Raw genomic sequence first — 24,324 nt, 5'->3', positions numbered from 1 at the left:
TCATTTGAGTTTTTCTATCATGAATCTTTTCTGCTTTTTTGCCGCAGACAGGACATTTAACATGATCTATTTTATAGTCAGCTACAAAAACTAAATATTCCTCCGTTTTAATTAAATCTGTTGCAACTAGGTCTGGTAAATCCATTAAATCTGTGATAAGATTATTATGCATTTGCTTGACTCCTTTATTGAATTTTTGGTGTTGTAACTATTTAATTCAACGGAGCCAGGCAAATGCCTTTTTTATTTAGATATTTTTAGATTTACAGTTTTTTCTTCACAACATTAATTATACAACCTCTTTTTTTAATCAAATCGCCATATAATAATAACAATTATTAATAATTACTAATTTATAATTATTTAAAGTTAAAAGTTTAAGCAATATAAATTAGAGGAGGGATTTGGTGAAAGAAAAAAAATCATTATCAGAAATTAACGCAAGTATTGATATTCCAGAACAGTATAATGTTTTCAAAAGATTAATTGCTTTTATTGGACCAGCTTATTTAGTTAGTATTGGTTATATGGATCCTGGTAATTGGGCAACTGATATTGCAGGAGGCAGTAAATTTGGCTATGCTTTAATCTGGGTTCTTTTAATGTCTAATATCATGGCAGTAATTTTGCAGAGCCTTTGTGCTCGGCTGGGAATAGTGACTGGGCAGGATCTGGCTCAGGCTTGTGCTGCTCACTATCATAAAACAATTAACTACATACTCTGGCTTTTAACTGAGTTAGCAATTATAGCTACTGATTTAGCAGAAGTTCTTGGTTCAGCAATCGGACTCGAACTTTTATTTCATATTCCGCTGGCTTATGGAGTAGTAATTACAGCTTTTGATACTTTTATAATTTTAGTTATCCAGCGTTTTGGAGTTAGAAAATTAGAAGCTTTAGTAGTAGGTTTAATTTCAATTATTGGTCTCAGTTTTTTGATTGAAATTTTACTTTCTAATCCTGATTATTCTGCAGTTGCAAGTGGTTTTATTCCTAGTTTACCAGGAGAAGGAGCCCTTTTTATTGCAATTGGTATTTTAGGGGCTACAGTTATGCCTCACAATTTATATTTACATTCTTCTTTAGTTCAGTCACGGAATATTAAAAGGACAGAAGCAGGAATTAAACAGGCAATTCGATTTAATATTTTTGATTCTGCTGTTGCTCTTAACCTGGCTTTTTTTGTTAATGCAGCTATTTTAGTTATGGCAGCTGCTGTTTTCCATACCACAGGTAATACAGAAGTAGATGAAATTCAACAGGCCTATCGTTTATTAGAACCAATTTTAGGGACAACTTTAGCTCCAATTTTATTTGGAGTGGCTTTAATTGCTTCTGGACAAGCTTCTACTATAACAGGAACACTTACTGGTCAAATTATTATGGAAGGTTTTATTAATCTACGTTTACGCCCCTGGTTAAGGCGCTTAATTACCCGATTATTAGCTATTATTCCTGCTTTAATTGTTATCTTATATTTTGGTGAAAGTTCTACAGGCTGGCTATTAGTTTTGAGTCAGGTTATTTTAAGTTTACAATTATCATTTGCGGTTGTTCCATTAATCCACTTTGTTAGCGATAAAGGCTTAATGAAAAAATTTGTTATTAAACCCTGGTTGAAAATAATTGCCTGGGTAATTGCAATTACAATTATGGTACTTAATCTTCAGTTAGTAGTTAGTACTTTAAATGAATTTATTACAGGCAGCAGTAATAATCTGTTTTTTGATGGTTTAATTTTACTTTTCTCTACTGGACTGGGATTACTTCTGCTATATATAGTCTTTGAACCTATTTTAACCAACTTATTTGGTAGAAGAATTCTTAACAAAAATCAGGCAGATATTCATGGTAGCTGTGTAATTCCTCAAATTAAAGCAATTGTACCTTTTCAGAAAGTTGCTGTAGCTCTTGATTTTTCAGATAGCGACCAGCAGATTTTATCTTATACTTTAGGTGTAGCCCAACAATCGACACAGGTTGTATTGCTTCATGTAGTAGAGAGTGCTGGAGCCAGAATTTATGGTGATAAAATTGAAGACACCGAAAGTCGTCTTGACAGGGCAAGGCTTGAGCGTTATGCAGTAGAACTGCGCGAAAATGGGGTTGAAAATGTAACAGTAAAAATTGGTTACGGTAGTCCTGTTCGAACTCTAGCAGAACTAATTAAATCTGAAGAATCTGATCTAGCTATTTTTGGGTCTCATGGTCATCAGGGAATTAAGGATTTAATTTTTGGAGTTACCTCAAATAGAGTTAAAGATAAGCTTAATATTCCTGTTTTAATTGCTAAATAAGTTTAAAGAAATGCAGATAATTTGTTTTGCAGCTCTTTTAAAACTGTGATATTATTAACTTGAATAAAAAAACGGAAAATTTTGCTAAATAAATAGTGTGATTTATACAGCAGGAGGCGTATAAAAATGATTGTGGGGATCGATGTTGGGGGAACTCATACAGATGGAGTTTTGGTAGCTCAAAAAGCAGCTGATAGTACTGCAGATAATTATAAAATTATAGCTACTACTAAAGTTATAACTGAACAAGATAATTTAATGAATTCTATTCTTAAAGCACTTGATAATTTAATTGAACAGAGTAATGCAAAACAGATTGAACGGTTGGTCTTAAGTACTACTTTGACTACAAATGCAATCTTAGAAGAAAAATATGATCCAGTTGGTTTAATTCTAATTCCTGGTCCTGGTATTAGTTCTGATTACTTGAAATATGGTGCAGAAAATCTTGTCTTATCAGGTTATGTAAATCATCGTGGTCAGCAGGTAAAAAAAATTGAGCAGAGCGAAATTAAAACTGGTTTAAAAAGTTTTATGGAAAAATCAATTAAAAATATAGCAGTTATAGGTAAGTTTTCTATTCGCAATCCTGAACAAGAATTAGCAGTTCTTGCCTATTTAAAAGCGGCAGAAAATAAATTCACTTCACTTACAGCAGGCCATCGTCTTTCGGGCAGACTTAACTTTCCCCGGCGGATAGTGACTGCTTATTTTAATTCTGCTGTGACAAAGATTCATCAGGAATTTAGTGCTGCAATTAAACAGGCACTGCAGAAACGCAGGCTGGAACCTGAATTATTCTTATTAAAATGTGATGGGGGAACAATTCCCCTGGCAGATTCACTTGAGCTGCCAGTTGAGACAGTTAATTCCGGGCCAGCAGCTAGCATTATGGGAGTTATGACTTTAAGCAATATTGACCAAAGGCAACAGACAGCTGTTTCTTTAGATATTGGAGGAACTACAACAGATATTGGATTGTTTATTCAGGGAGAACCTGTTTTTATGCCAGATGGGATTGTAATTAATGATTTAGCAACTTTAATTAGGGGACTTTATTCAATTTCTATTCCCATCGGTGGTGATAGTTTAATTCAGGTAATTAAGGGTGAACTGAAAATTGGACCCAGACGTCTGGGTCCAGCTGCAGCAGCAGGTGGGCCTGCTCCAACACCAACAGATGCTCTTTTAGTAGCTGGATATCTAGCTGAAGCAGAAAGTTATGATAAGAAATTTGATTTAAAAAAAGCAGAAACTGCTTTAAGTTCACTGGTTAAGCAGCTTCAGACAGCTAATAATAGCAAAAATATTTTGCCGACAGCTGAAAAATTAACTGTCCATTCTCTAGCAGAATTAATTATTGACCAGCTGACTGATAAAATAGTAAATCGAATTAGAAAAATGTTGGCTGATTTAGAAGATAAAACTGTTTATACTATTTCGGAATTATTAGCAGAAGTTAAAATTGAGCCTGAGCTTTTACTAGGAATGGGCGGACCAGCTAAGGCCCTGGTTAAATTGCTCGCTCAAAAATTAAATTATCAAGCAGAATTAATTCCTTATTCTAAAGTTGCTAATGCAGTAGGAGCAGCTTTTGCTCGCCCAACAATTACCACTACAGTTAGAATTGATACAGCAGCAGGCCAATTAGATATAGCTGAGGCTGGAATCCATCGCTCTTTAAAAGCTAGCGAAAAATTCAATTTGGAGCAGAGCAAAAAACTGGCCTTAAAAATAACTAAAGAACGTTCTCTAGTTAAAACAGCTGTAGAAATTACAGATGTTGAATCGTTTAATGTAATTGAAGGATTTAGAACAGTGGGAGCAATTCGAGAAATTAAAGCTCAGGTTAAGCCCGGACCAATTGCCCGGCTAAAAGGAGATGATCAGGATGAATAAAGTACCAGAATTAAAAGCTAAAAATAAACTTGGTCTAATCTTTTTTCCCGCTTTTGATTGGGAAATCAGTCCTACCCATCCAGAGAGAAAAGAAAGATTACTTTATACTAGAGATCAAGTTTTTGAAGAAGGATTACTTGATATTAACGGGATTGCAGAATTTAATCCTGATATAGCTGAACCTGAAGATATAGTGCGCGCTAATATCTGTATACCAACAGTAGCAGATATCTGTACCAAATCACATCTTATCTCTGCTGGAGCAGCTATGCGAGCTGCTGAACTTGTGCTGACTGATCAGGTAAGTAAAGCTTTTGCTATTGTTAGACCTCCAGGTCATCATGCTTTTCGCCTTGTACATGGAGCACGCGGATTCTGTAATATTAATAATGAAGCAGTTATGGTAGAAGCTATTCGTAAACATTACCCAGAAATTAAAATTGCTTTTGTTGATACTGATGCCCATCATGCTGATGGAACGCAAGAGATTTTTTATCATGATCCAAATATACTGCATATTTCGCTTCATCAAGATGGTAGAACACTTTTTCCAGGCTCGGGTTTTCTTAATGAATTAGGTGGCCCGGGAGCATATGCTAAAACTTTAAATATACCACTGCCTCCCGGAACTACAGATCAAGGAATATTGTATGCAATTAAACAATTTGTTTTACCAGTCTTACATGATTTTGCTCCTGACTTAGTTATAAATTCTGCAGGTCAGGATAATCACTACTCAGATCCCTTAACTAATATGAATGTTTCGGCTCGTGGCTATGCAGAACTAAATGCACTGCTTGATCCCGATCTGGCAATTTTACAGGGAGGCTATTCTATTCAGAGCGCGTTACCTTACATTAATGTAGGGTTAATTTTAGCTATGGCTGGTCTTGATTATAGCTCAGTTACTGAACCTGATTATCAGCCGGATAAATTAATCCAGTCAAAACAGATTACAGAAAAAATAAAACGAGAAATTGATCAATTACAACAAATCTGGCAGCAGCGTAATCAAATTGATTTAGAAGAAGTTTATGGCAGCCTGAATAATGGCTATAAGCGGGAAAAAAGAATTTTTTATGATACAGATCAAATTCTGGAAGAACAGCAGGAAGCTCTTAACTATTGTCCTGATTGTCCTGGCTATTTATTTATTGAATCACAGGCCAGCCGGGGAGGATTTAGGAAAAAGAAAATTGCTGCTCTTTCCATCCCGCGCTTAATTTGCGATAGCTGTTATAATGAAGCTCTGGCTAAATTTGAAGAGTTAAAAACTACAGCTAGACAAAAATATGATTCTTTGTATCTCCAGGATTTAAAAGCAGATCAATATTTAATCCATAATTTTTAGTGAGGAGTTGAAAAGATGGCAAAAATAGCTTTAATCCATACAACACCAGTAACTGTTCAGTCATTACAAAATTTAATTAAAACTCAAAGAACTGATCTGGAAATAATTAATTTGGTTGATGACTCTATTTTACCAGAATTAATTAATAACAATAATCAGCTTGATTTAGTTGCAGATCGAGTTAATTACTATATTAAGGTTGCTTTCAGTCAGAAAGCAGATTTGATTATGAGCGCTTGTTCTTCAATTGGTGAGATTTTTGAACAGGCAGCTGCTAATTATCCAATTCCAATTTTACGTATTGATCAGGCTATGGCTGACCAGGCAGTTAAATCTGCCAGTAAAATCGCAGTAGCAGCAACTTTAGCAACTACCTTAAAACCCAGCCAAAAATTGTTAAACAAAGCTGCCTCTAAACAAGGTAAAAAAATAGAACTTGAGACTGCTTTATTTACACAGGCTTATCAAAAATTAACTGCTGGGGATAGACAGGCCCATGATCAAATTCTGGCGGCAGGTCTGCAGAAATTATTGAAAAGAAATGACTTAGTTGTTCTGGCACAGGCATCGATGGCCCGGGCTGTTAATTTGCTGCCAACTGAAGTTAAAAATAAATTTTTAACTAGTCCTGAGTCTGGAATTGATTTAGCTTTAAGTTATTTATAATTAAATTTATTGTTAAGATAAGAAAAACTTTGCTTACTAATTGCAATCAATTAGAGAAAAAAGGACTATTTTGGCTGAGAGAGAATATATAAAATAAGAGCAATTATCGCAGAAAAGATAGATTTATTGCTAAAATATGTTATAATAAACTTAGCTAAATATTATAAGGAGGCGGTAATTTGAAGGCTTTTAAAGCTTACGATATACGTGGAATCTATAATCAAGATTTTAATAAGGAAGATGTTTATAAAATAGGATATTTTTTGCCAGAATTACTGGCAGCAGATAAAGTTTTAGTTGGCTATGATGACCGAGAGTCAACTCCTGAAGTTTTCCAGGCTTTAGCTGATGGAATAACTGATCGAGGAGCTGATGTCTATAAAATTGGTTATGCAACTACACCTATGGTTTATTATGGAACAGCTCGTTATAATTATGAAGCATCAGTAATGATTACAGCATCACATAATCCACCAGAATATAATGGACTTAAAATTTCTAAAGCAAAAGCACTGCCTGTTGGGGCTGATTCTGGTTTAAAAGAACTAGAAAAAATGGTTGAAAATAATAAAATAGAACCTGTTTCCGCAGCTGAAAAAGGCAGTATTTTAGAACATGACTTAAAGGAAGAATATATTGAATTTCAAAAAAAATATCTACCTGATTTAACAGATTTAGATCTAGCTATTGACGTGTCAAATGGGATGGTTGCCATCTTAACTGATGCTATTTTTGGGCAGCAGCCAGAATACCTGTATAATGAACTTGATGGAAGCTTTCCTAATCATGAGGCTAATCCTTTGAACGCAGAAAATAGAGATGATTTAGTGAAGTTAATGAATAAACAAGATTTTGATCTGGGCTTAATTTTTGATGGTGATGGAGATCGAGTTATGTTTCTGGATGAGCAGGCTAATTTTATTTCACCTGATTTAATTATTGCTATATTGGCTGAGTACTATATTAAACAGGGTAAAGGTAATAACATTCTCTATGATATTAGAACTTCCTGGTCGGTAAAAGAACATGTAGAAGAGCTTGGTGGAAATACTTTTATGTGGAAGGTAGGTCATGCTTTTGCTAAATTAAAACTGCGTGAGATTGACGGTATTTGTGGGGGAGAACTAGCTGGTCATTATTATTACAAAGATTTTTTCTATTGTGATTCTGGAATGTTGACCGCTTTAATAGTACTTAATGTGTTAGCACGCCTAAAAAAAGAAGGGCGCAGTATTTCTGAACTAATTGCTGAGTTAAACCGTTATGCAAGTTCAGGGGAAGTTAATTTTAGAATTGAAGATAAGGCAGCAGTGATGGAAAAACTAAAAGATTATTATTTTGAGAAGCAAGAACCACTTCATTTTTTTGATTTTGATGGCTATCGTTTAGAATATCAAAATTGGTGGTTTAATGTCAGGCCATCAAATACTGAACCTTATTTAAGATTAGTTGTTGAAGCAAAAGATGATGCTCTATTGACTGAGAAACTGACAGAAATAAAGACAGTTATGGGGGTTGAATAGCTTTTTAATTATTTCTAAAAAGATTTATTTTAAAAAGGAGCTGGTCTTATGGATATTCCTGTCAAAAGGTGGTACGAAGCTGTAAAAAATCGTTATGCCCAGCAAAAGTACATGTTGAAAGAAATTAAGCCTTTTACACTTAAGTCTCTGTCTAAGAAGTTAGCTGAACTAAGTAATGTTTATCCTGAAGTCAGACTTGAAGTCTACCAAAAATCAATTAAGGAAATCTTACCTGCTTTAAGAGGTAAGTATGGTGAATTTACTGATTCACCTGCTTTTCTGGCAATTATCTTGCAAGATAAAGGAAAAAATCGCTGGTTAAAAGCAGGTTATATTGGAGAAGCAGCTATTCTGGAAGCTACTGCCTTAGGTCTTGGTACCTGCTGGATTGGAGCTCATTATCTGCCAGAATACACAAAAGTTGAGCTTAATTTAAAAAAAGATGAAAAATTAGTGGCTGTATCTCCAATTGGCTATTCATCTGAAAATTATAATTTAACCAGAAATTTTATTTCCAAATTATTTCCTCATCGAGATCGACGTAATTTAGCAGATCTTTGTCCAGATGGTTATGACCAGGATTGGCCTAGTTGGGTCAAAAATGCTGTTCAATTGGCCAGTTATGCGCCATCACGTTTGAACAGGCAGCCCTGGCGCTTCTATTATGGAGAAGGTAGATTAGTTGTCGAATGTCATGGTGAAGTAACTGCCTATAAAAAGCTGGAATGTGGAATAGCTTTACTTCATCTTGAAATTGGGGCACTTGATGGTGGACAGACTGGTAAGATAGAATTTGAAACTCTGGGCCTTGCTTCTTTTGTTAAACAAAATAATTAGAGATTTCATTATTCTTAATCCTGCCGCAGATTTTTAATCTGCGGTTTTTCATGATTTTACATATTTTTTTGATAATTAGCAAATATACTTTATTTTTCGGAAGAGGTGGCTATATAGCTATCTCTTTTTTTACTTGCACTATTTAGCAGACTAAAGATATAATAAAAATAAGTAATTGTAAAAAGCAAGGGGGAAAATTGATGTCAGTTAAAAGAATAAGTTTTATTTGTTTGCTGCTTATTTTAAGTTTTAATCAATTAACTTCTGCAGCACCAGTTAAATTAAATCTAAAAGCAGCTATAGCAATGGCTGAAACTAATAATGATGAATTAGCTGCAGCTAGACTTTTATTATCTCAGTCTGAACTTGAACTAAAAAAAGCAAAAGCAGCTAACAGTCTTAACCAGCATCTAGCAATAGAGATAACAGCTAAAATTAATTATTTAACAGCTCAGAAAAATTTTAGCAATAGTCGAGCTGATATTATTAAAGATATTATAGCTCAATACTTAGATATTTTAATTGTTAAAAAAGAAATCCATGCTCAACAGTTAACTGTTAAAGCAGAAAAAAGATTGTATGAAGAGTATCAGCAGAGATTTAAACTAGCAGAAATAAATAGAATTGATCTTTTAGATCAGCAAAATATATATCGTGACGCAGAAATAAATCTACAGATCTTAAAGGATGATTATCAACAAAAATTGCTTAACTTTAAAAATAGTTTAAATATTTCTTCAGCTAAAAAGCTGCAGTTAGCAGAAATAGAGCAGCTTAAAAAATGGGAAATTACTGAAAATGAAGCTTTAAAAACTGCTTTTGCTAATAATTTTCAGCTGCAGATAGCTAATTTAGAAATAAAACAGGCAGAACTTAGCAAAAAATTGCAGAAAATTGATCAGGCAGCTATTGAACAGCAGTTAGCTCAAATTAAATTAAAACAAAAACAGCTTAATTTAAAACAACTGCAGGATCAACTTAAATCAGATGTTAAAGCGTCTTATCTTAATTTAAAGCAAAAAGAGAATCTAATTACTCTTGAAAAAGAAAGATTAGATAAAATTGAGCAAGAGTTTAAATTTGTCCAGCGAGAATATGAATTGGGCAGTTCTTCTAAGACTGAAGCATTACAGTATGAAGCTGCTTATTATCAGCAGTTGTTTACCTGGCAAAATTCACTGCTTAATTATTGTCTTCAGGCAGAAGAACTGGCTGATTTAATTAAGATAGAGCCAGTGGTGATTGATTATGCTGATTAATAGTTTTAAAATAAATAAGATATTATTGAATAGAGTATTTATTATATTTTTTTCTTCTATTTTGTTTGCCTGCCTTTTTCCTGCAGTACTTTTAGCAGCAGAACTTAATTTAGAGCAGGCAATGAAAATTGGCTTAAAAAATAATATTGACTTAAAAAATTATCAAAATGAAGTTGTTAAGTTAAAACATGATCTTGCTTTAATTAGGGCACAGCAGGGTTGGCAGATAGACTTTACAGCTCAGTATGATAATGTTATTGAGCAGCCAGAGTCTGATAATTCTGATTCCTGGGAGCGAGATGGTTATGCTCAAGATGGCAGAACAACTCTGGGAATTAGTAGAGAATATAGTTCTGGCTTTAGTTTAAATCCTGAGATTTCTTACGATGGTTCTGGCAAAAAAAATTATCATTTGGAATTAGAACTGCCAATTTTTCCATATAGTCCAGCTGAGCTAGAAAAAGATTATTACATAAAAAAAACTGATTATTTAATAGCCCAGAATGATTATATTTTAGAAAAAAAAGCAAAAATACTTGAGTGGCTAGAAGATTATTTAGAAATTTTGCGACTAACAGCTAATATTAATAATTTAAAACTTAATTTAAAGCAGGCGGCAAAGAATTTAAAGTTTGAACGGGAAAAAAACAAATTAGACCAGGCAGGAGAAACAGAAATACTGACTGCAGAGATTGCTTATCTTGATGCTAAAAATAATTACCAAAATTCTACTTATCAATTAGAAAATAATCTAGCAGAATTAAAAATTAAACTTGGCTTAGATAGCAAAACAACTTTAATGTTAGAAGATCATAAATTATTGGCTGTTGATTTAAATAACATGATAGTTAAATATGAGAAAAAATCTCACTTAAAACTTTATTCGCAGCTTATAAAAGCTGATTTAGAAATAAATTCACTGCAGCTGCAAAAAAAGTTACTAGAAGAGCAGTTGATCTGGCTGCAGTCTGATAATAAAACATCTTTTATTTTAACTGGTAGCTATGATCAAGAAAATGATGAGTCTATACTTGGTTTAATAATGAATTATGACTTATATGATGGCGGGAAAAATGATTTAGAACAGAGCAAACTAAAAGCAGAAATTGAACTACAGCAAAAAAATAGCTGACCTTAAACTGCAAAAATCTGTCCAATTAAAAACTAAACTTAATAAAATCAAAACTGCTCATCTGACATTAAATAGTAAGCAGTTAGCTTTAAAAAAAGCTAAGTTGGAATTAAATAATGCTCTTCAAAAAAAAGAACAAGGTCTGATTAGCCAAAGCGAATTTTTAAGTTATGAAATAGATTATTATAATGCTCTAGATTCTCATCAAAAAGCAGCAGATCAACTTTTAATTGCTCGTCTGGACTTAAATAAATTGCTTGTCAATGATTTTTTATATTTAAATAAAAAAAATAATAGCAATCAGGCTAAAAAGGAGATTAAGTAATGAATAGCTTCTGGCAAGAATTAGTCAGCAATAAGTTTAAAATTTTAATAATAATAATCAGTTTATTGATAATTTTTTTACTGGGAAATATTTTATTTAATAAAAATGACTTATCATCAAACTACCAAGAACTTGCTAAACCTAAATCTCAATCTATGATTGTTTCAGTTGAAACTACAAAATCAAGATTAGGAAACTTTGCTGATTATACTAAAATAGCAGCTCGTACAGAAGCAGTTCAGCAGATTAAATTAGTTGCCAGGATAGAAGAAAATATAACAGCTGTTAATTATCAAGTAGGGGATCAAGTTGCAGTTGGTGATGTAATTATTGAACTTGACTCCCAAAAGGCAAAATTTGCTGTTTTAAATGCAGAAGCAGCTCTTCAATCAGCACGAGCAGATTTAAAAACTGCTGAAAATGGCCCGAGGCAGCAAGAATTGGAAAAACAGCAGGCTGAACTGGATAAATTGAAGTCAGATCTTAAGCTAGCTGAAAAAAATTATCAGCGGAAAGAGCAGCTTTTTGCAGAAGACTATATTTCGACTGAAGAACTTGAGCAGGCTCATAACCAGCTGGTAGCAGCTCGAACTGCTTATCTATCCAGTCAGAAATCATTTGAATTATTAAAATTGGGAGCAACCACTGAAGAAATTACTGCATTGGAAGCTAAAGTAAAAGAGGCCGAAGTCAAACTAGCACAGGCTAAATTAGAAGCTAGTTATTGTACTATTAAAACTCCAATAAATGGTATTGTAGCAGAACTAAATGCAAATGTAGGTGAATTAGCTACTAATAATATAGTAGCAGTAATTACTGATATTAGTCAGATTAAATTAGTAGCTTATGTAAATGAACTTAATATCAATAAGTTAGAGCAAGGAGAAGCAGTTACTATTATGATTCCTGCCTTAGAGAAAAATTTTACCGGTAGGATAAAGAGTATAGCACCCACTATAGCTGCTGAACGGCAAAGCTTTCCAGTTGAAATAATAGTTGATAATCCAGCTAATTTAATTAAAGCCGGGATGTCTGCTCAATTAGAATTAAGGACGGCCCGAGCTGATAATATACTTTTATTGAGTCAAGATGCAATTTTGGAAGAAGATGGTCAGCATTATGTTTATCTAATCAAAGCTAAAACAGCAATTAGAAAAAATATAGAACTTGGCTTAGAAAATGAAGAATTTGCTGTAGTTAAAGCAGGTTTGCAAACTAATCAGTACTTTGCAACAGTTGGTAAAAATAATTTACAGGATGGCAGTCAGGTTCAAATAGTATCAGGAAGTGGTAATTAATGAAACTGGCTAAACTTGCTGTAGAAAGGCCTGTTACAATAACTATGTTTATTTTAGTAATTATTTTAATTGGCACAATAGCTCTTGGAAGATTACCAATGGATTTAACTCCTGATATTGAAATTCCTTTTTTAATGATAACTACTTCTTATAGTGGAGCAAGTCCGGAAGAAATAGAAGAATTAATTACCCGTCCAATTGAGCAAACTGTTGCTACCTTAGATGGTTTAGATACTCTAAGTACTACTAGTAGTGAGGGTTATTCTCGGGTTAGACTTGAATTAAATTATGGTACTGATCTTACAGAAGCTAAAAATGATTTGCGTGACTTAGTATCTCAAATAGAAAGTAGGCTTCCTGATGAGGCTGATCAGCCCAGGATTCGTAATTTTGATCCTAATTCAAGACCAATTATAGAATTGTCATTAGCTGGTTTGCCTGCTACAGAGCTTAAAAAAATTGCAGAAAATAATATTCAACCAGAATTAGAAAAAATAAATGGAGTTGCTTCAGCTGAAGTAACTGGAGGTAGAGAGAGGGAAATAAGAATAAATGTTGATCAGGAACAATTAGCTACTTATCAAATCACTTTAGCTCAAATTGCTAATACTATCAGAGCTAGTAATAGAGATGGGAGTCTTGGTAGTGTAATGGTTGGTAAGCAGGAAATTTCAGTTAGAGCTAAAGGTAAATTTAAAGATATTAACGATTTGAAAAATTTAGCAATTACTACTTCAGCTGGAGATAAAATACCGTTAGTTGTTCTGGCAAAAATAGAGGATGGCTATCAAGAAATAAATAGTTTAAGTTATCTTAATGGTCAGGAAAGTGTTGGCATTTCCATTCAAAAACAGGGGGATAGTAATACAGTTGCAGTTGCAGCAGCAGTTAAAAAAGAAGTTATTCGGCTGCAGGCTGAATTAAATGGAGCTGATCTTGAAATAACAAGTAATAATGCTCAATATATAGAGGATTCTATTGCTGGAGTAAAGCAAAATTTTATTATTGGTGGTTTATTGGCTGTAGTTGTTTTATTTGCCTTTTTACGCAATCTAAGCAGTACTTTTGTTATAGCTACAGCAATCCCAATTTCTGTTTTAGCTACTTTTGCTTTAATGTTTTTTGCTGACCTTAGTTTAAATATTATTACTCTGGGAGGAATTGCACTGGGAGTAGGCATGCTGCTTGATAATTCAATTGTTGTTTTAGAAAATATTTATCGCCATCGTGCTCTTGGTACTGCTAGAATTGCAGCAGCAAGAGAAGGAGCTTCTGAAGTCTCTTCTGCAATTTTTGCTTCTACATTAACAACAGCAGCTGTATTTTTACCAGTTATTTTTATTCAGGATATGCTGGCCCAACTCTTTACTCCGATGGCCCTGACAGTAACTTTTTCTCTTTTTGCTTCTTTATTTGTTGCTTTAACTTTTATTCCAATGCTTTCCTCTAAAATATTAAAAGTTACTGAGCAAAACCAGCAGGAAGACAATAAAGCAAATTACCTTATCTTTTATCGTAAACTTTTGCAGTGGGCACTTGCTAATCGAGTTAGTATTTTAATATTGGTTGTTATATTTTTTTCAATTTTTATTGCTGGGATAATTTTTGAGTTTATTCCACTTAAAACAGAGTACATGCCCTCTTCTGATCAGGGGACAGTCAGAATAAGAATTTCTATGCCTGATAATTCCACAATTGAACAAACAGATAAAGTAGTTAAACAGCTGCAGCAGTCAATTGCTGATTTAAATGAGATTAAGCTTGTTACAACTCGAGTTTGGGGAGATAATGCTCGTTTTACAGTTGAGTTAGTTGATCAGTCAAAAAGAGATAAGAATGCAGCAATTATTGCTGAAGAAATTAGACAGAGAACTGCTAATATAGCTGGACCACAAATTAATGTCTCTGCAGATACATCGATGATGCACAGAGGTGGCGGCGACACTGCTGTAGAAGTTTTAATTAAAGGACCAGATTTAAATAAGCTACTCGAATTAGGACAGCAGACCAGAGAATTATTAGCTACTATTAATGGTGTTCGGAATTCTGATTTATCATTAGATAAGGGTAATCCTGAAATTCATGTTAGAATTAATCAGCAGTTAGCAGATTTTTATGGTATTGAAAAAAGTGAACTTATTGATTATGTTAATATGGCTCTCTCAGGTAGTACAATTGATCATTTAACTGAGGGAGGAACTGAAATAGATATTGTCTTAAAATTAGCTGATTCAGCTAGTAATAGCCTAAATAATTTACAAAACATTAAACTTTTTACTAATGATGGGCAAGAAGTATTGCTTTCTCAATTAGCAGAAATTATTCCCGGCAGGGGTTATTCTGCTATTGACAGAGAAAATCAGCAGCGCTTAATTACCATTAGTTCTGATATATTTGAGCGACCACTGGGAGAAGTTCAACCAGAAATAGAAAAGCTGCTTGCTGATCAACTTAATTTACCATCAGAGTATACGATTGATTATGGAGGTGAAGCAGAAGAAATGGCCAGTTCTTTTAAACAATTATTTTTAGCAGTTAGTCTGGCTATTTTACTTGTTTATATGGTAATGGCTGCTCAATTTGAATCACTGCTTTATCCATTTATCATTATGTTTACAGTTCCGCTTGCCATAGTAGGTGCAATTTTATCATTAGTGTTAACTGGACTTGCTTTAAGTGTAAATGGAATGATTGGAATGATTATGTTAGTTGGTATAGTAGTTAATAATGCTATAGTTATGATTGATTATATTAATCATAATCGTATAACTATGGGCAGAAAAAAAGCTATTCTAGCAGCTGCTCCAATCCGATTAAGACCTATTTTAATGACAACTTCTACTACAATATTAGCTCTAATTCCACTAGCGCTTGGGATTGGTACAGGTGCTGAAACTCAGCAGCCTATGGCAGTTGTAGTGATAGGGGGCTTATTATTTTCTACTTTATTAACTTTAATTATTATTCCTGTTATTTATGATATCGTTGATCAGCTAAGATTAAGAGTAATTTCATTCTGGCAGAGCAAGTTTCATCATGAAAAATAAAAGAGGTATTAACAGCTTTTTATTGAATTTATTTAACTAGGAAAATATTTTTATAATTTAAGGTTGTATAATTAATGTTGTGAAGAAAAAACTGTAAATCTAAAAAATCTAAATAAAAAAAGGCATTTGCCTGACTCTGTTGAATTAATTAGTTTGCACACCAAAAATTCAATGAAGGAGTCAAGCAAATGCATAATAATCTTATCACAGATTTATTAGATTTACCAGACCTTGTAGCAACAGAATTAATTCAAAAAGAAGAATATTTAACTTTTATCGTTGATTACAAAACAGATCATGTTAAGTGTCCTATCTGTGGCAAAAAGGCAGATAATATTCATGATAGGCGTCCTCAAAGTATTCAGGATGTTCCTTTTAGAGATAAAAAAGTTGTTATTAAAATAGTTAAAAAACGCTATAGGTGCAAGCGTTGTGGCAAAAGAGCAATACCAAAAAATCTTAAGAGTATTCCTGGTTATTCCAGGAAAACTGAGCGTTTTAAATTCTATCTTTTAAAACAGACTGATGGCCGTGATTATTCAAGGGTAGCAAGAGAAAATGATCTCAGCTATACAAGTATTAAAAACTCAGTTAATACTCAAATAGATACTATGATAGAAAAAGCTCAGCTGGAAACTTTAGATAAAGTTGAAGCTATCAGTATTGATGAATTTGCAATTAAGAAAAAACACAAATACGAAGTTGCTCTAACTGATCCAATTAACGGCAAGCTGATTGAAGTGCTCTCTTCTCGTAAAAAGAAGGATCTTATTGAGTATTTTAATAGCTGGCCTAAGAAGCTTAGAGAAAAAATCAAATACTTCTCAATGGATATGTGGAGTCCCTATAAAGCTGTAGCAGAAACTGTCTTTCCTAATGCTAAGATAGTAGTTGATAAGTTCCATCTTGTCACAGCTATCAATAAAGCCCTGGATAAGCTTAGAATCAAGGAACAGAAGAAGCAGACTGCTGCCAATAGAAAGAAATTCTACAAATCAAGGCTCACTCTTTTAATGGCTGGTGAAAAACTTGATGATGACGGACACCAGCGACTGATAGAGATCTTTAAACTATCTCCTGTTTTAGAAAAAGCATGGGAGTTAAAAGAAGAATTTAGAGACTTACTCCAGATACCTGATGTTGAAGAGTCTATTGAAGCTTTAAATCACTGGTATGAAAATGTTAGCCAGGCCAAATTAAATCTTTTCTATAGAGCTAAAGGAACAGTAAAACGCTGGGAACAGCATATTATTAACTATTTTAAAACTAGAATAACCAACGGATTTGCTGAAGGATTAAACAACAAAATCAAACTAATTAAAAGAATTGGCTATGGTGTTCCCAAAGTTGAAAACTTAAAACGCCGAGTATATTTATCATTACTAAGTATTTAAGAGTAATTCAAAAAATAAAAGAGATAACATGATTCAAACGGTGCTATTTAGATTTCACAACATTTGTTAAAGAACCTAATTTAATTATATAATTGACAAAATTAAATTATTTTCAGAGGGGGATTTTTAAATGCAATATCGAAAATTTGGGAAATTGGGCTTAGAAATTTCTGCGCTTGGTTTTGGGGCAATGCGTTTACCAACAATAGATGATAACTCGGCTAATATTGATGAACCAGCAGCAATAAAGATGATTAGAACTGCAATTGATTCGGGAATTAATTATGTCGATACAGCCTGGCCATATCATCAAAAACAGAGTGAAATTTTAGTAGGTAAAGCTCTGCAGGATGGCTATCGTAGTAAGGTTAATCTGGCAACTAAATTACCTATCTGGGAAATAGAAAAAGCAGAGGATCTTGACTACTATCTTAATAAACAATTAGAAAAACTGCAGGTAGAAAGTATTGATTTTTATTTATTACATGCTTTGAATGAAGAACGCTGGCAAAAAATTATTGATTTAGATATTATTTCCTGGGCAGAAGCTGCTAAACAAGCTGGTAAAATAAAATATTTAGGTTTTTCTTTTCACGATTCTTATCCAGTCTTTGAGAAGATTATTACAGGTTATGATTGGGATTTTTGTCAAATCCAGTATAATTATCTTGATACTGAGTATCAAGCCGGACGAAAAGGACTTTTAAAAGCAGCTGAACTCAATATTCCTGTAGTTGTAATGGAACCAATTAGGGGAGGATGGCTAGCTCAAGATTTTCCTGAGCCAGCTCAAGAAATCTTGTCGAATTCAGATAAAGATTTAACCCCTGTTGAATGGGCCTTACATTGGTTATGGAGTCAGCCAGAAGTTGGCATAGTGCTGAGTGGGATGAGCAATTTAGATCAGGTTACTGAAAATATTAAAACAGCGGCTGAATCAAAACCAAATTATTTATCTGAAGCCGAATATAGATTAATGGAACAGGTTGCTGAAGAGATGCGAGGACCAGTAACCTGTACTCGTTGTGAATATTGTCTGCCCTGTCCTTCGGGTGTAAATATACCAGAAAATTTCTATCTTTATAATCAGGCCCATTTACTTAATAATGAAACAGAGATGGCAGATAAATATGAAAAAATAGATAAATCAGCCCGGGCTGATAATTGTGTTGAATGTGGTCAATGTGAATCAGCTTGTCCGCAAAATTTATCAATAATTGAACTATTAAAAGAAGTTGATAATTATTTTAGCAAGTTAGTTTCTTAATAATTTTCCATTTTATTTTAAATAATTAAATTGACTAAAAAACTATCTCTTATCTAAGAGATAGTTTTTTTATTAAGGATTACTATTCGGCTAATTATCTAGCTTTTGCCTATTAATTGACAGCTAATAAACTGTAATTAATTAAGAAGATTAATAATTTTTCTTAACGTTGATATTTGTGATATAATAAAATTGCTTAAGTTAGGTAGAGGAGGAGATAGAAGGATGGGTAAGAAAGTTAAATTAATTTATAATCCTGCTGCTGGAGATAAATCATTTATTTCTCATCTGGACAGCTTTTTAGAAAAATTTCAAGCTGCTGGATTTGAAGTTGATATTTATAGAAGTATGAAAGCAGGTGACTTTGCTGTTGGTTTAAGTGATGTTAAAACTGATAATTATGAGGCAGTTATTATAGCTGGTGGAGATGGTTCGGCCAGTCAAATGTTAAACTTAATGCAGCAGCACTCAATAGATTTACCACTTGGAATTATTCCGGCTGGTACAGCTAATGATTTTGCTTCATATCTTGGTATGACTCAACAAATTGAGAAAAGTTTTAACAAAATATTGAATTGGAATGTTAAAACAATTGATATTGGTCAGGTTAATCAGCGTTATTTTTTAAATGTTTGTGTTGGTGGGATTATATCTTCTATTTCGCATAGTACAGATACTGAATTAAAAAATAGGTTAGGCAAGGTAGCTTATTATTTACAGCTTTTAAAAGAACTTCCCAAAATAAAAGCGATGCCGCTTAGAATTGAAACATCTAATCAGGTTATAGAAGGAGAATTCTTAGGATTTTTTATTTTTAACAGCAAAGATGCTGGAGGATTCAAAAATATAGCCCGTCTGGCAGCGGTAGATGATGGATTATTTGATTTGCTGGCAGTTAAAACAGGTAATATTTTAAAACTTAGTTCAGCTGCAGCAGAGTTTTTTCAGGGCAATAAAATTGATAATGATAAATTGATTTATTTACAGGATAAAAAATTTAAAATAACCAAGCTAGCAGATGATAATAATTTAAACCACTGTGATGTGGATGGAGAAAAAGGGCCTGCTTATCCTTTAAATATAAAGCTACTGCCGGCTGCTCAGAAGGTTTTTACTGGCTAATTATAAATCTATGCAGGAAATATAATTTAAATGGTTAACTATATAGCTAAGTTATGATTTAAGTTAATAATTTTGCCCTGCTGCCAGGTAAAGACCTCTCTTACATATTTTAACGAGAGGTTTTTGCTTATTTAGTTTATAATATAAATCTGATTTTGCTTAATCTTAGTTTATTTTAATTAATAATTTATTTGAAATTAATTTATATTTATAAAGGAATGAACAATTAATGAAAAAATTATTCAGGATAAATTTCTTAATGATTATTTTATTTTCAGGATTGTTTTTGGTTTTTTTCATTCAAATGTCAAGTCCAGTTTTTGCAGCAAAAACTGAAGTAAAGTTCTGGACAATTAATTTAAGCCCTCAATATAAAGATTATTTTGAAAAAAAAATTATTCAATATGAGCAGCTTAATCCAACTATTAAAATTAATTGGCAGGATATTAATTTTTCTGCTATTAATCAACAGCTTCGATATAAAATTAGTGCTGGTAATTCCCCTGATCTGGTCAATCTTTCTCCTCAGCTAATGCTGCCCTTGTTAAATGATAACCTTTTATTTCCTATATCTGATTTTAATTTTAACTACAGTAAACAATATTTTACTAAATTATGGCAAAGTGGTTCTTATCAAAATAAAATTTATGCTTTTCCCTGGTATTTTAGCTCTAAAGTACTTGCTTATAATAAAGAAATACTTAAATTGGCAGGGATAAAAAAAGAAAATTTACAAACTAAGGCTGATTTTTATCAGGCAGCAGCGCAAATAACTAATAGGACAAAACTTGCTGCTTTTATGCCACAAATAAATTTGGCTGCAGAATTTAGAGAAGCAGGAATTAACTTATTTAAAAGTGAAAATGGAGAGCTAAAAGCAGCTTTTAATACAGAGAGAGCAGTAGAAATTATCAAAAAATATCAAGTTATGGCTGAACAGGGAATAATACCTAAAGATAGCCTTAATTATTCATTTAATGTTGCTCTCGAAAGATATTTAGATAATGACTTAGCTTTTTTAATAACCTCTCCTCAATTTTTAACCCAAATAACTGCTGATTCTAATTATATGGCTGAGATGACAGATTTAACTGCACTGCCTGTTGGTAAGGGGAAAATTTTAAATGGTGCTTTAATGAATTTAGTTATTCCTAAAACAGCTAAAAATAAGAAGGAAGCTGCAAGTTTTGCTGTTTTTATTACATCAGCTCACTTGCAAACAGAATTTTCTCAATTAACTGGCGTACTTCCTTCAACTAGAGAATCACTGACTGAGGGATTCTTAGCTGCAGAAATTGAAACAAATGATTCATTAAAATTACAGGCTCAAAAATTAATTGCTGATCAGTTAATTTATGCTTCAGATTTAACATTACTGCATCCTCAGGCAGAACAATTAACTAAAATATTAACTGAGGAATTTAGCCGTGCTTTTGCTGGTAAAATTTCTGCTCGTCAGGCGCTTAATAATATGGAAAAAGGTTGGAACAATATTCTAAACAACTAGTCTTAAAGCAGATCAATATAAAAAGGAGCAATTTATGAATAAAAAAATATTAATATTGTTAATTATAATTACAACAATATTTTCTATTTCAGCTGGCGCTTATTATAAAGATGAAAATCCAACTCTGGAAATTCTGAAAGTTAGAGATGCAGAAAGATATATTAGAGAAGCCAGGCAGAGTTTTAATAAAGCTAATAATAAATTTGAGTTTTTATACCAGGCAGAATTAAAAATAAATTTTAGCAGACTACAAGAGCTTTATCAACAATTAATTAGGTCATATCAAAATGGTGATCAAACAAGTTTAAATAAATTGACTATTGAAATAAAAAAGCTTGCTCAAAAAATAGATTTAATGTGCCTGGAATCTAAGCAGATTCAGCTTAGAGGATTATGGCTTGATCATGGAACTTTTGCCAGGACAAAAGGTCGTGCTGGTCTGGCTAAACTACTTGATCAGGCTGTAAAAGCAAATTTAAATACAATTTTTGCTGAAATATATTATAAAGGAAAGACTGTGATTCCATCTAATCAACTTTTTCAGCAAGACAGTATTTTTGCGGATTGGACGGAGGATCCCTTACAGGTTTTACTAGAAGAAGCAGCTCGAAGAAATCTTGAAGTTCATGGATGGGTCTGGGTTTTCAATGAAAATACAGTTGGTAAACCAGGGGTAATTTTAAATCAACATCCTGATTGGGCAAATAAAAGCAAACAAGGAAAGATCATTACTTATCATAACTCTAGCTGGTTAAGTCCAGCTCGTCCGGAAGTAAGAAAATATTTACAGCAGCGTTATTTGTATTTAGTTAAAAATTATCAGTTAGCTGGAATAAATTTTGATTATATTCGTTATCCAGAGGAATATCAGGCCAGCTTTGGCTATGATCAAGTAAGTAGAGAATTATTCCAGGCAAAATATGGGCTTGATCCACTTACGATAAAAGCTAGTAGTCCAGAAGCAGATTTATGGAATAAATTTAGAGAAAACTTAGTAACCCAGATGGTTAAAGAAAGCAGCCAGCTTCTAAAAAAAGCAGATCCTGAGTTATTATTATCTGCTGATGTAATTCCAGGTCGCCAAGAAGCCAGATACCGAGTTTTGCAGGACTGGTCTTACTGGTTAGAAAAAGATTATCTTGATTTTGTACTCCCCATGACTTATACGGAAAATCTATTTTCTGAACTGGAAAATTGGCTGCTTTCAGATAGAAAAGCAGTTAAGAAACCATTATATCCAGGTATCTCAGTTTTTAAACTTTCTCAGTCAGAGCTAATTCAACAAATAAATGAAATTAATCAGCTTAATCCCAATGGATTTTCTCTTTTTGCAGCTGCTCATCTGACTGCAGATGATTATTTTAATTTGGGTCAGGGTATTTTAAGAAAAAAAGCAATTATTCCATTTAGACAACCTGCTAAATCGCTTAAAGTATTACAGGAATTAATCTTGAAAAGAATTAATTTATTAAAGTCTCAGCAAGAAATTAATAATCAGACAGCAATTGCTTTACGGGGATATCTCAATCAAATTCTTAAAACTAAAGAACAATCACTAACTTTAGCTGGATTTATCGACCAGCAGGACTTAAAGCTCAGTCAGCAGGCTAATTTAGTTTTAGCAAAAGATTTTGCTTATTTAGCAGATATAATAAAATTATATTAGTTTTTTTGTAAATTTATTAGCAGCAAAAAAGGAGTGATCTGAAATGAAAAGTTCTTTTGTGATTGGCCATTTATTCGGCATTCCAGTTAAAATTCATTTAAGCCTGATAATTATTTTACCATTTTTTGGCTGGGCTTTCGGTAATAATATAATTTATCTAACTGAAAATACTAATATAGCTCGCCGTCAGCTTGTTTTAAACCCTTATCTGCTTGGCTTTGGCTTGGCTTTATTACTTTTTATAAGTATTTTAATTCATGAATTAGCTCATGCCTTAGTTGCTAGAACAAAGAATGTTACTACAACAGATATTACTTTAATGTTATTTGGTGGTCTGGCTAATATTGAGGAAATATCAAAAGATCCTCGTGATGAAATGAAAATTGCTGCCAGTGGGCCAATTACTAGTCTTGTAATAGGAAGTTTATTTTTGCTGCTAGCTCATTTAAGTCCGGATTTAGTCTGGGAAGATTTACGGCTAATTTTTCTCTATACAGGACAGTTAAATTTATTTCTAGGAGCCTTTAATCTTTTGCCAGCTTTTCCTTCTGATGGTGGCAGAATATTAAGAGCATTACTTGCTCAACAAACATCTTTTACTAAAGCGACTGAACTTGCAGCTAAAATTGGTAAAGGATTTGCCTTTGCTTTCGGTATTCTAGGTTTTGTAAGTGGTAATTTTTTGCTGATTTTTATAGCTTTCTTTATTTATATAGGTGCTTCGCAAGAATACCAGTTTAGTAATATAAAGAATGCGCTTTCTAATCTTAAAATTAAAGATTTAATGACTAAAGATGTAAAAACAGTTCAGGTTAATATAAGTGTCAAACAGCTGCTCGAAAAAATGTTTACTGATAAGCATTCTGGATTTCCTGTTTTAAGAGATGGCAAGGTTGTTGGTATAGTAACCATGGAGGATGCCAGGAAGATAGAAGCTTCTGAATATAGCAGCACATCTGTTCAGGCTATTATGAATCGAGAAATTCACAGCGTACAGGAAGATGATGAGCTGTTAGCAGCTTTTCAGATGTTATTTAAAAAAGATATTGGACGCTTGTTAGTTATGGAAGGAAATCAATTAAGAGGAATTATAACCAGATCTGATGTTATGACTGGATTACGAGTACGTGAACTAGAGAATATAGATCAGGAAAGGAGTTAAAATGATTTTTTTAAAAAGTTATCTATTTGCTTTAGTTATTTTTCTAGGCTTAGATTTTATCTGGTTAGAGAAAGCTGCTAAATCAATTTACCATGCTCAACTCAGTTTTATTTTAAAGGATAAATTTAATTTAACTGCTGCTGTAATTTTTTATTTAATCTTTATTAGTGGTTTAGTTTTTTTTGTAATCAATCCTGCATTAAATAAATCTAGCTGGCATTATGCACTTTTAGCTGGCTTATTTTATGGACTTATTACTTATGCAACTTATGATCTAACTAATTTATCTACTTTAAAGAATTGGCCAATTTTAATTACTGTAATTGATATTAGCTGGGGCTCAATCTTATGTGCTTTAACATCATTTTTGACTTATCATTTCACAAAATATTTTACTTAAATTCATATTTTCTTCATAATTAACTTTTATAATTAAAGCATAGTCAACTTAGAGATAATAGTTTAAGAGGATAATTAAATAAAGTAATACGGTAAGATGTCAAGAGGAAAAAAGAAAATAATTTAATTTATTTGGCTGAAAACGGTCAAATTAGGCATAGTTCTATCCGCCT

General features: G+C 32.8%; 18 protein-coding genes. All 18 read left to right on the top strand.

The genetic code is table 11. From position 1 onward, the window contains the following. Window positions 1-407: 407 nt before the first annotated feature. The 18 genes from BMZ74_RS11635 (at window position 408) to BMZ74_RS11550 (ending at window position 24,152) form a co-directional block, all read left to right on the top strand. Window positions 408-2,297 (top strand): Nramp family divalent metal transporter, encoded by a 1,890-nt coding sequence (locus BMZ74_RS11635; protein WP_218142076.1) that lies wholly within the window; start codon window positions 408-410, stop codon window positions 2,295-2,297. Window positions 2,298-2,423: 126 nt separating this feature from the next. Then, window positions 2,424-4,196, top strand: coding sequence for a hydantoinase/oxoprolinase family protein (locus BMZ74_RS11630; RefSeq protein WP_089862400.1), 1,773 nt, complete (start codon window positions 2,424-2,426; stop codon window positions 4,194-4,196). Next, on the top strand, window positions 4,189-5,547 hold the full coding sequence (locus BMZ74_RS11625) for a histone deacetylase family protein (protein ID WP_089862399.1): 1,359 nt from the start codon (window positions 4,189-4,191) through the stop codon (window positions 5,545-5,547). The genes BMZ74_RS11630 and BMZ74_RS11625 overlap by 8 nt, the downstream gene beginning before the upstream one ends. A gap of 15 nt (window positions 5,548-5,562) precedes the next feature. Continuing rightward, window positions 5,563-6,213, top strand: a complete 651-nt coding sequence (locus BMZ74_RS11620) for an aspartate/glutamate racemase family protein (RefSeq protein ID WP_089862398.1) — start codon at window positions 5,563-5,565, stop codon at window positions 6,211-6,213. 179 nt (window positions 6,214-6,392) lie between these two features. Next, window positions 6,393-7,736, top strand: a complete 1,344-nt coding sequence (locus BMZ74_RS11615; RefSeq protein WP_089862397.1) for a phosphomannomutase/phosphoglucomutase — start codon at window positions 6,393-6,395, stop codon at window positions 7,734-7,736. A gap of 48 nt (window positions 7,737-7,784) precedes the next feature. Then, window positions 7,785-8,573, top strand: a complete 789-nt coding sequence (locus BMZ74_RS11610) for a nitroreductase family protein (RefSeq protein ID WP_089862396.1) — start codon at window positions 7,785-7,787, stop codon at window positions 8,571-8,573. Window positions 8,574-8,773: 200 nt separating this feature from the next. Then, entirely contained in the window at window positions 8,774-9,832 is a 1,059-nt protein-coding gene (locus tag BMZ74_RS11605; RefSeq protein WP_089862395.1) for a TolC family protein, read from the top strand. 25 nt (window positions 9,833-9,857) lie between these two features. Beyond that, window positions 9,858-10,964, top strand: coding sequence for a TolC family protein (locus BMZ74_RS11600; protein ID WP_177181438.1), 1,107 nt, complete (start codon window positions 9,858-9,860; stop codon window positions 10,962-10,964). Then, a complete protein-coding gene (locus BMZ74_RS11595; protein WP_089862393.1) occupies window positions 10,939-11,289 on the top strand; it encodes a TolC family protein in 351 nt (116 codons plus the stop codon). Before BMZ74_RS11600 ends, BMZ74_RS11595 begins: the two co-directional genes overlap by 26 nt. Continuing rightward, window positions 11,289-12,587: an efflux RND transporter periplasmic adaptor subunit gene (locus tag BMZ74_RS11590; RefSeq protein WP_089862392.1), complete on the top strand. Its 1,299-nt coding sequence runs from the start codon at window positions 11,289-11,291 to the stop codon at window positions 12,585-12,587. The genes BMZ74_RS11595 and BMZ74_RS11590 overlap by 1 nt, the downstream gene beginning before the upstream one ends. Further along, window positions 12,587-15,634, top strand: a complete 3,048-nt coding sequence (locus BMZ74_RS11585) for an efflux RND transporter permease subunit (RefSeq protein ID WP_089862391.1) — start codon at window positions 12,587-12,589, stop codon at window positions 15,632-15,634. Before BMZ74_RS11590 ends, BMZ74_RS11585 begins: the two co-directional genes overlap by 1 nt. A gap of 188 nt (window positions 15,635-15,822) precedes the next feature. Continuing rightward, window positions 15,823-17,028 carry an ISL3 family transposase gene (locus BMZ74_RS11580; RefSeq protein WP_089862390.1) on the top strand — a complete coding sequence of 402 codons (1,206 nt, stop codon included), beginning with the start codon at window positions 15,823-15,825 and terminating at the stop codon, window positions 17,026-17,028. Between the two features lie 130 nt (window positions 17,029-17,158). Further along, window positions 17,159-18,295 carry an aldo/keto reductase gene (locus BMZ74_RS11575; protein ID WP_089862389.1) on the top strand — a complete coding sequence of 379 codons (1,137 nt, stop codon included), beginning with the start codon at window positions 17,159-17,161 and terminating at the stop codon, window positions 18,293-18,295. 225 nt (window positions 18,296-18,520) lie between these two features. Further along, the gene (locus BMZ74_RS11570; protein WP_089862388.1) at window positions 18,521-19,417 is read left to right on the top strand and encodes a diacylglycerol/lipid kinase family protein; all 897 of its coding nucleotides are present in this window, start codon (window positions 18,521-18,523) and stop codon (window positions 19,415-19,417) included. Between the two features lie 304 nt (window positions 19,418-19,721). Next, window positions 19,722-20,924 (top strand): ABC transporter substrate-binding protein, encoded by a 1,203-nt coding sequence (locus BMZ74_RS11565; RefSeq protein WP_245750879.1) that lies wholly within the window; start codon window positions 19,722-19,724, stop codon window positions 20,922-20,924. Window positions 20,925-20,958: 34 nt separating this feature from the next. Continuing rightward, window positions 20,959-22,590 (top strand): glycoside hydrolase family 10-like protein, encoded by a 1,632-nt coding sequence (locus BMZ74_RS11560; RefSeq protein WP_089862386.1) that lies wholly within the window; start codon window positions 20,959-20,961, stop codon window positions 22,588-22,590. 43 nt (window positions 22,591-22,633) lie between these two features. Next, the gene (locus BMZ74_RS11555; protein ID WP_089862385.1) at window positions 22,634-23,752 is read left to right on the top strand and encodes a CBS domain-containing protein; all 1,119 of its coding nucleotides are present in this window, start codon (window positions 22,634-22,636) and stop codon (window positions 23,750-23,752) included. A gap of 1 nt (window position 23,753) precedes the next feature. Further along, the gene (locus BMZ74_RS11550; protein WP_089862384.1) at window positions 23,754-24,152 is read left to right on the top strand and encodes a DUF2177 family protein; all 399 of its coding nucleotides are present in this window, start codon (window positions 23,754-23,756) and stop codon (window positions 24,150-24,152) included. Window positions 24,153-24,324: the final 172 nt, after the last annotated feature.

Origin of the sequence: Halanaerobium salsuginis (genome assembly GCF_900114545.1) — a bacterium.
Lineage (GTDB): Bacteria > Bacillota > Halanaerobiia > Halanaerobiales > Halanaerobiaceae > Halanaerobium > Halanaerobium salsuginis.
The sequence above is the reverse complement of the archived record's forward strand: the minus strand, read 5'-3'. Positions and strand labels throughout refer to the sequence as shown.

Excerpts from the sequence above, each read along its gene's own strand:
- BMZ74_RS11575 (WP_089862389.1), top strand. The coding sequence starts at position 17,159 with ATGCAATATCGAAAATTTGGGAAATTGGGCTTAGAAATTTCTGCGCTT.
- BMZ74_RS11555 (WP_089862385.1), top strand. The coding sequence starts at position 22,634 with ATGAAAAGTTCTTTTGTGATTGGCCATTTATTCGGCATTCCAGTTAAA.
- BMZ74_RS11620 (WP_089862398.1), top strand. The coding sequence starts at position 5,563 with ATGGCAAAAATAGCTTTAATCCATACAACACCAGTAACTGTTCAGTCA.
- BMZ74_RS11585 (WP_089862391.1), top strand. The coding sequence starts at position 12,587 with ATGAAACTGGCTAAACTTGCTGTAGAAAGGCCTGTTACAATAACTATG.
- BMZ74_RS11570 (WP_089862388.1), top strand. The coding sequence starts at position 18,521 with ATGGGTAAGAAAGTTAAATTAATTTATAATCCTGCTGCTGGAGATAAA.
- BMZ74_RS11605 (WP_089862395.1), top strand. The coding sequence starts at position 8,774 with ATGTCAGTTAAAAGAATAAGTTTTATTTGTTTGCTGCTTATTTTAAGT.
- BMZ74_RS11630 (WP_089862400.1), top strand. The coding sequence starts at position 2,424 with ATGATTGTGGGGATCGATGTTGGGGGAACTCATACAGATGGAGTTTTG.
- BMZ74_RS11590 (WP_089862392.1), top strand. The coding sequence starts at position 11,289 with ATGAATAGCTTCTGGCAAGAATTAGTCAGCAATAAGTTTAAAATTTTA.
- BMZ74_RS11625 (WP_089862399.1), top strand. The coding sequence starts at position 4,189 with ATGAATAAAGTACCAGAATTAAAAGCTAAAAATAAACTTGGTCTAATC.
- BMZ74_RS11550 (WP_089862384.1), top strand. The coding sequence starts at position 23,754 with ATGATTTTTTTAAAAAGTTATCTATTTGCTTTAGTTATTTTTCTAGGC.
- BMZ74_RS11610 (WP_089862396.1), top strand. The coding sequence starts at position 7,785 with ATGGATATTCCTGTCAAAAGGTGGTACGAAGCTGTAAAAAATCGTTAT.
- BMZ74_RS11565 (WP_245750879.1), top strand. The coding sequence starts at position 19,722 with ATGTCAAGTCCAGTTTTTGCAGCAAAAACTGAAGTAAAGTTCTGGACA.
- BMZ74_RS11560 (WP_089862386.1), top strand. The coding sequence starts at position 20,959 with ATGAATAAAAAAATATTAATATTGTTAATTATAATTACAACAATATTT.
- BMZ74_RS11580 (WP_089862390.1), top strand. The coding sequence starts at position 15,823 with ATGCATAATAATCTTATCACAGATTTATTAGATTTACCAGACCTTGTA.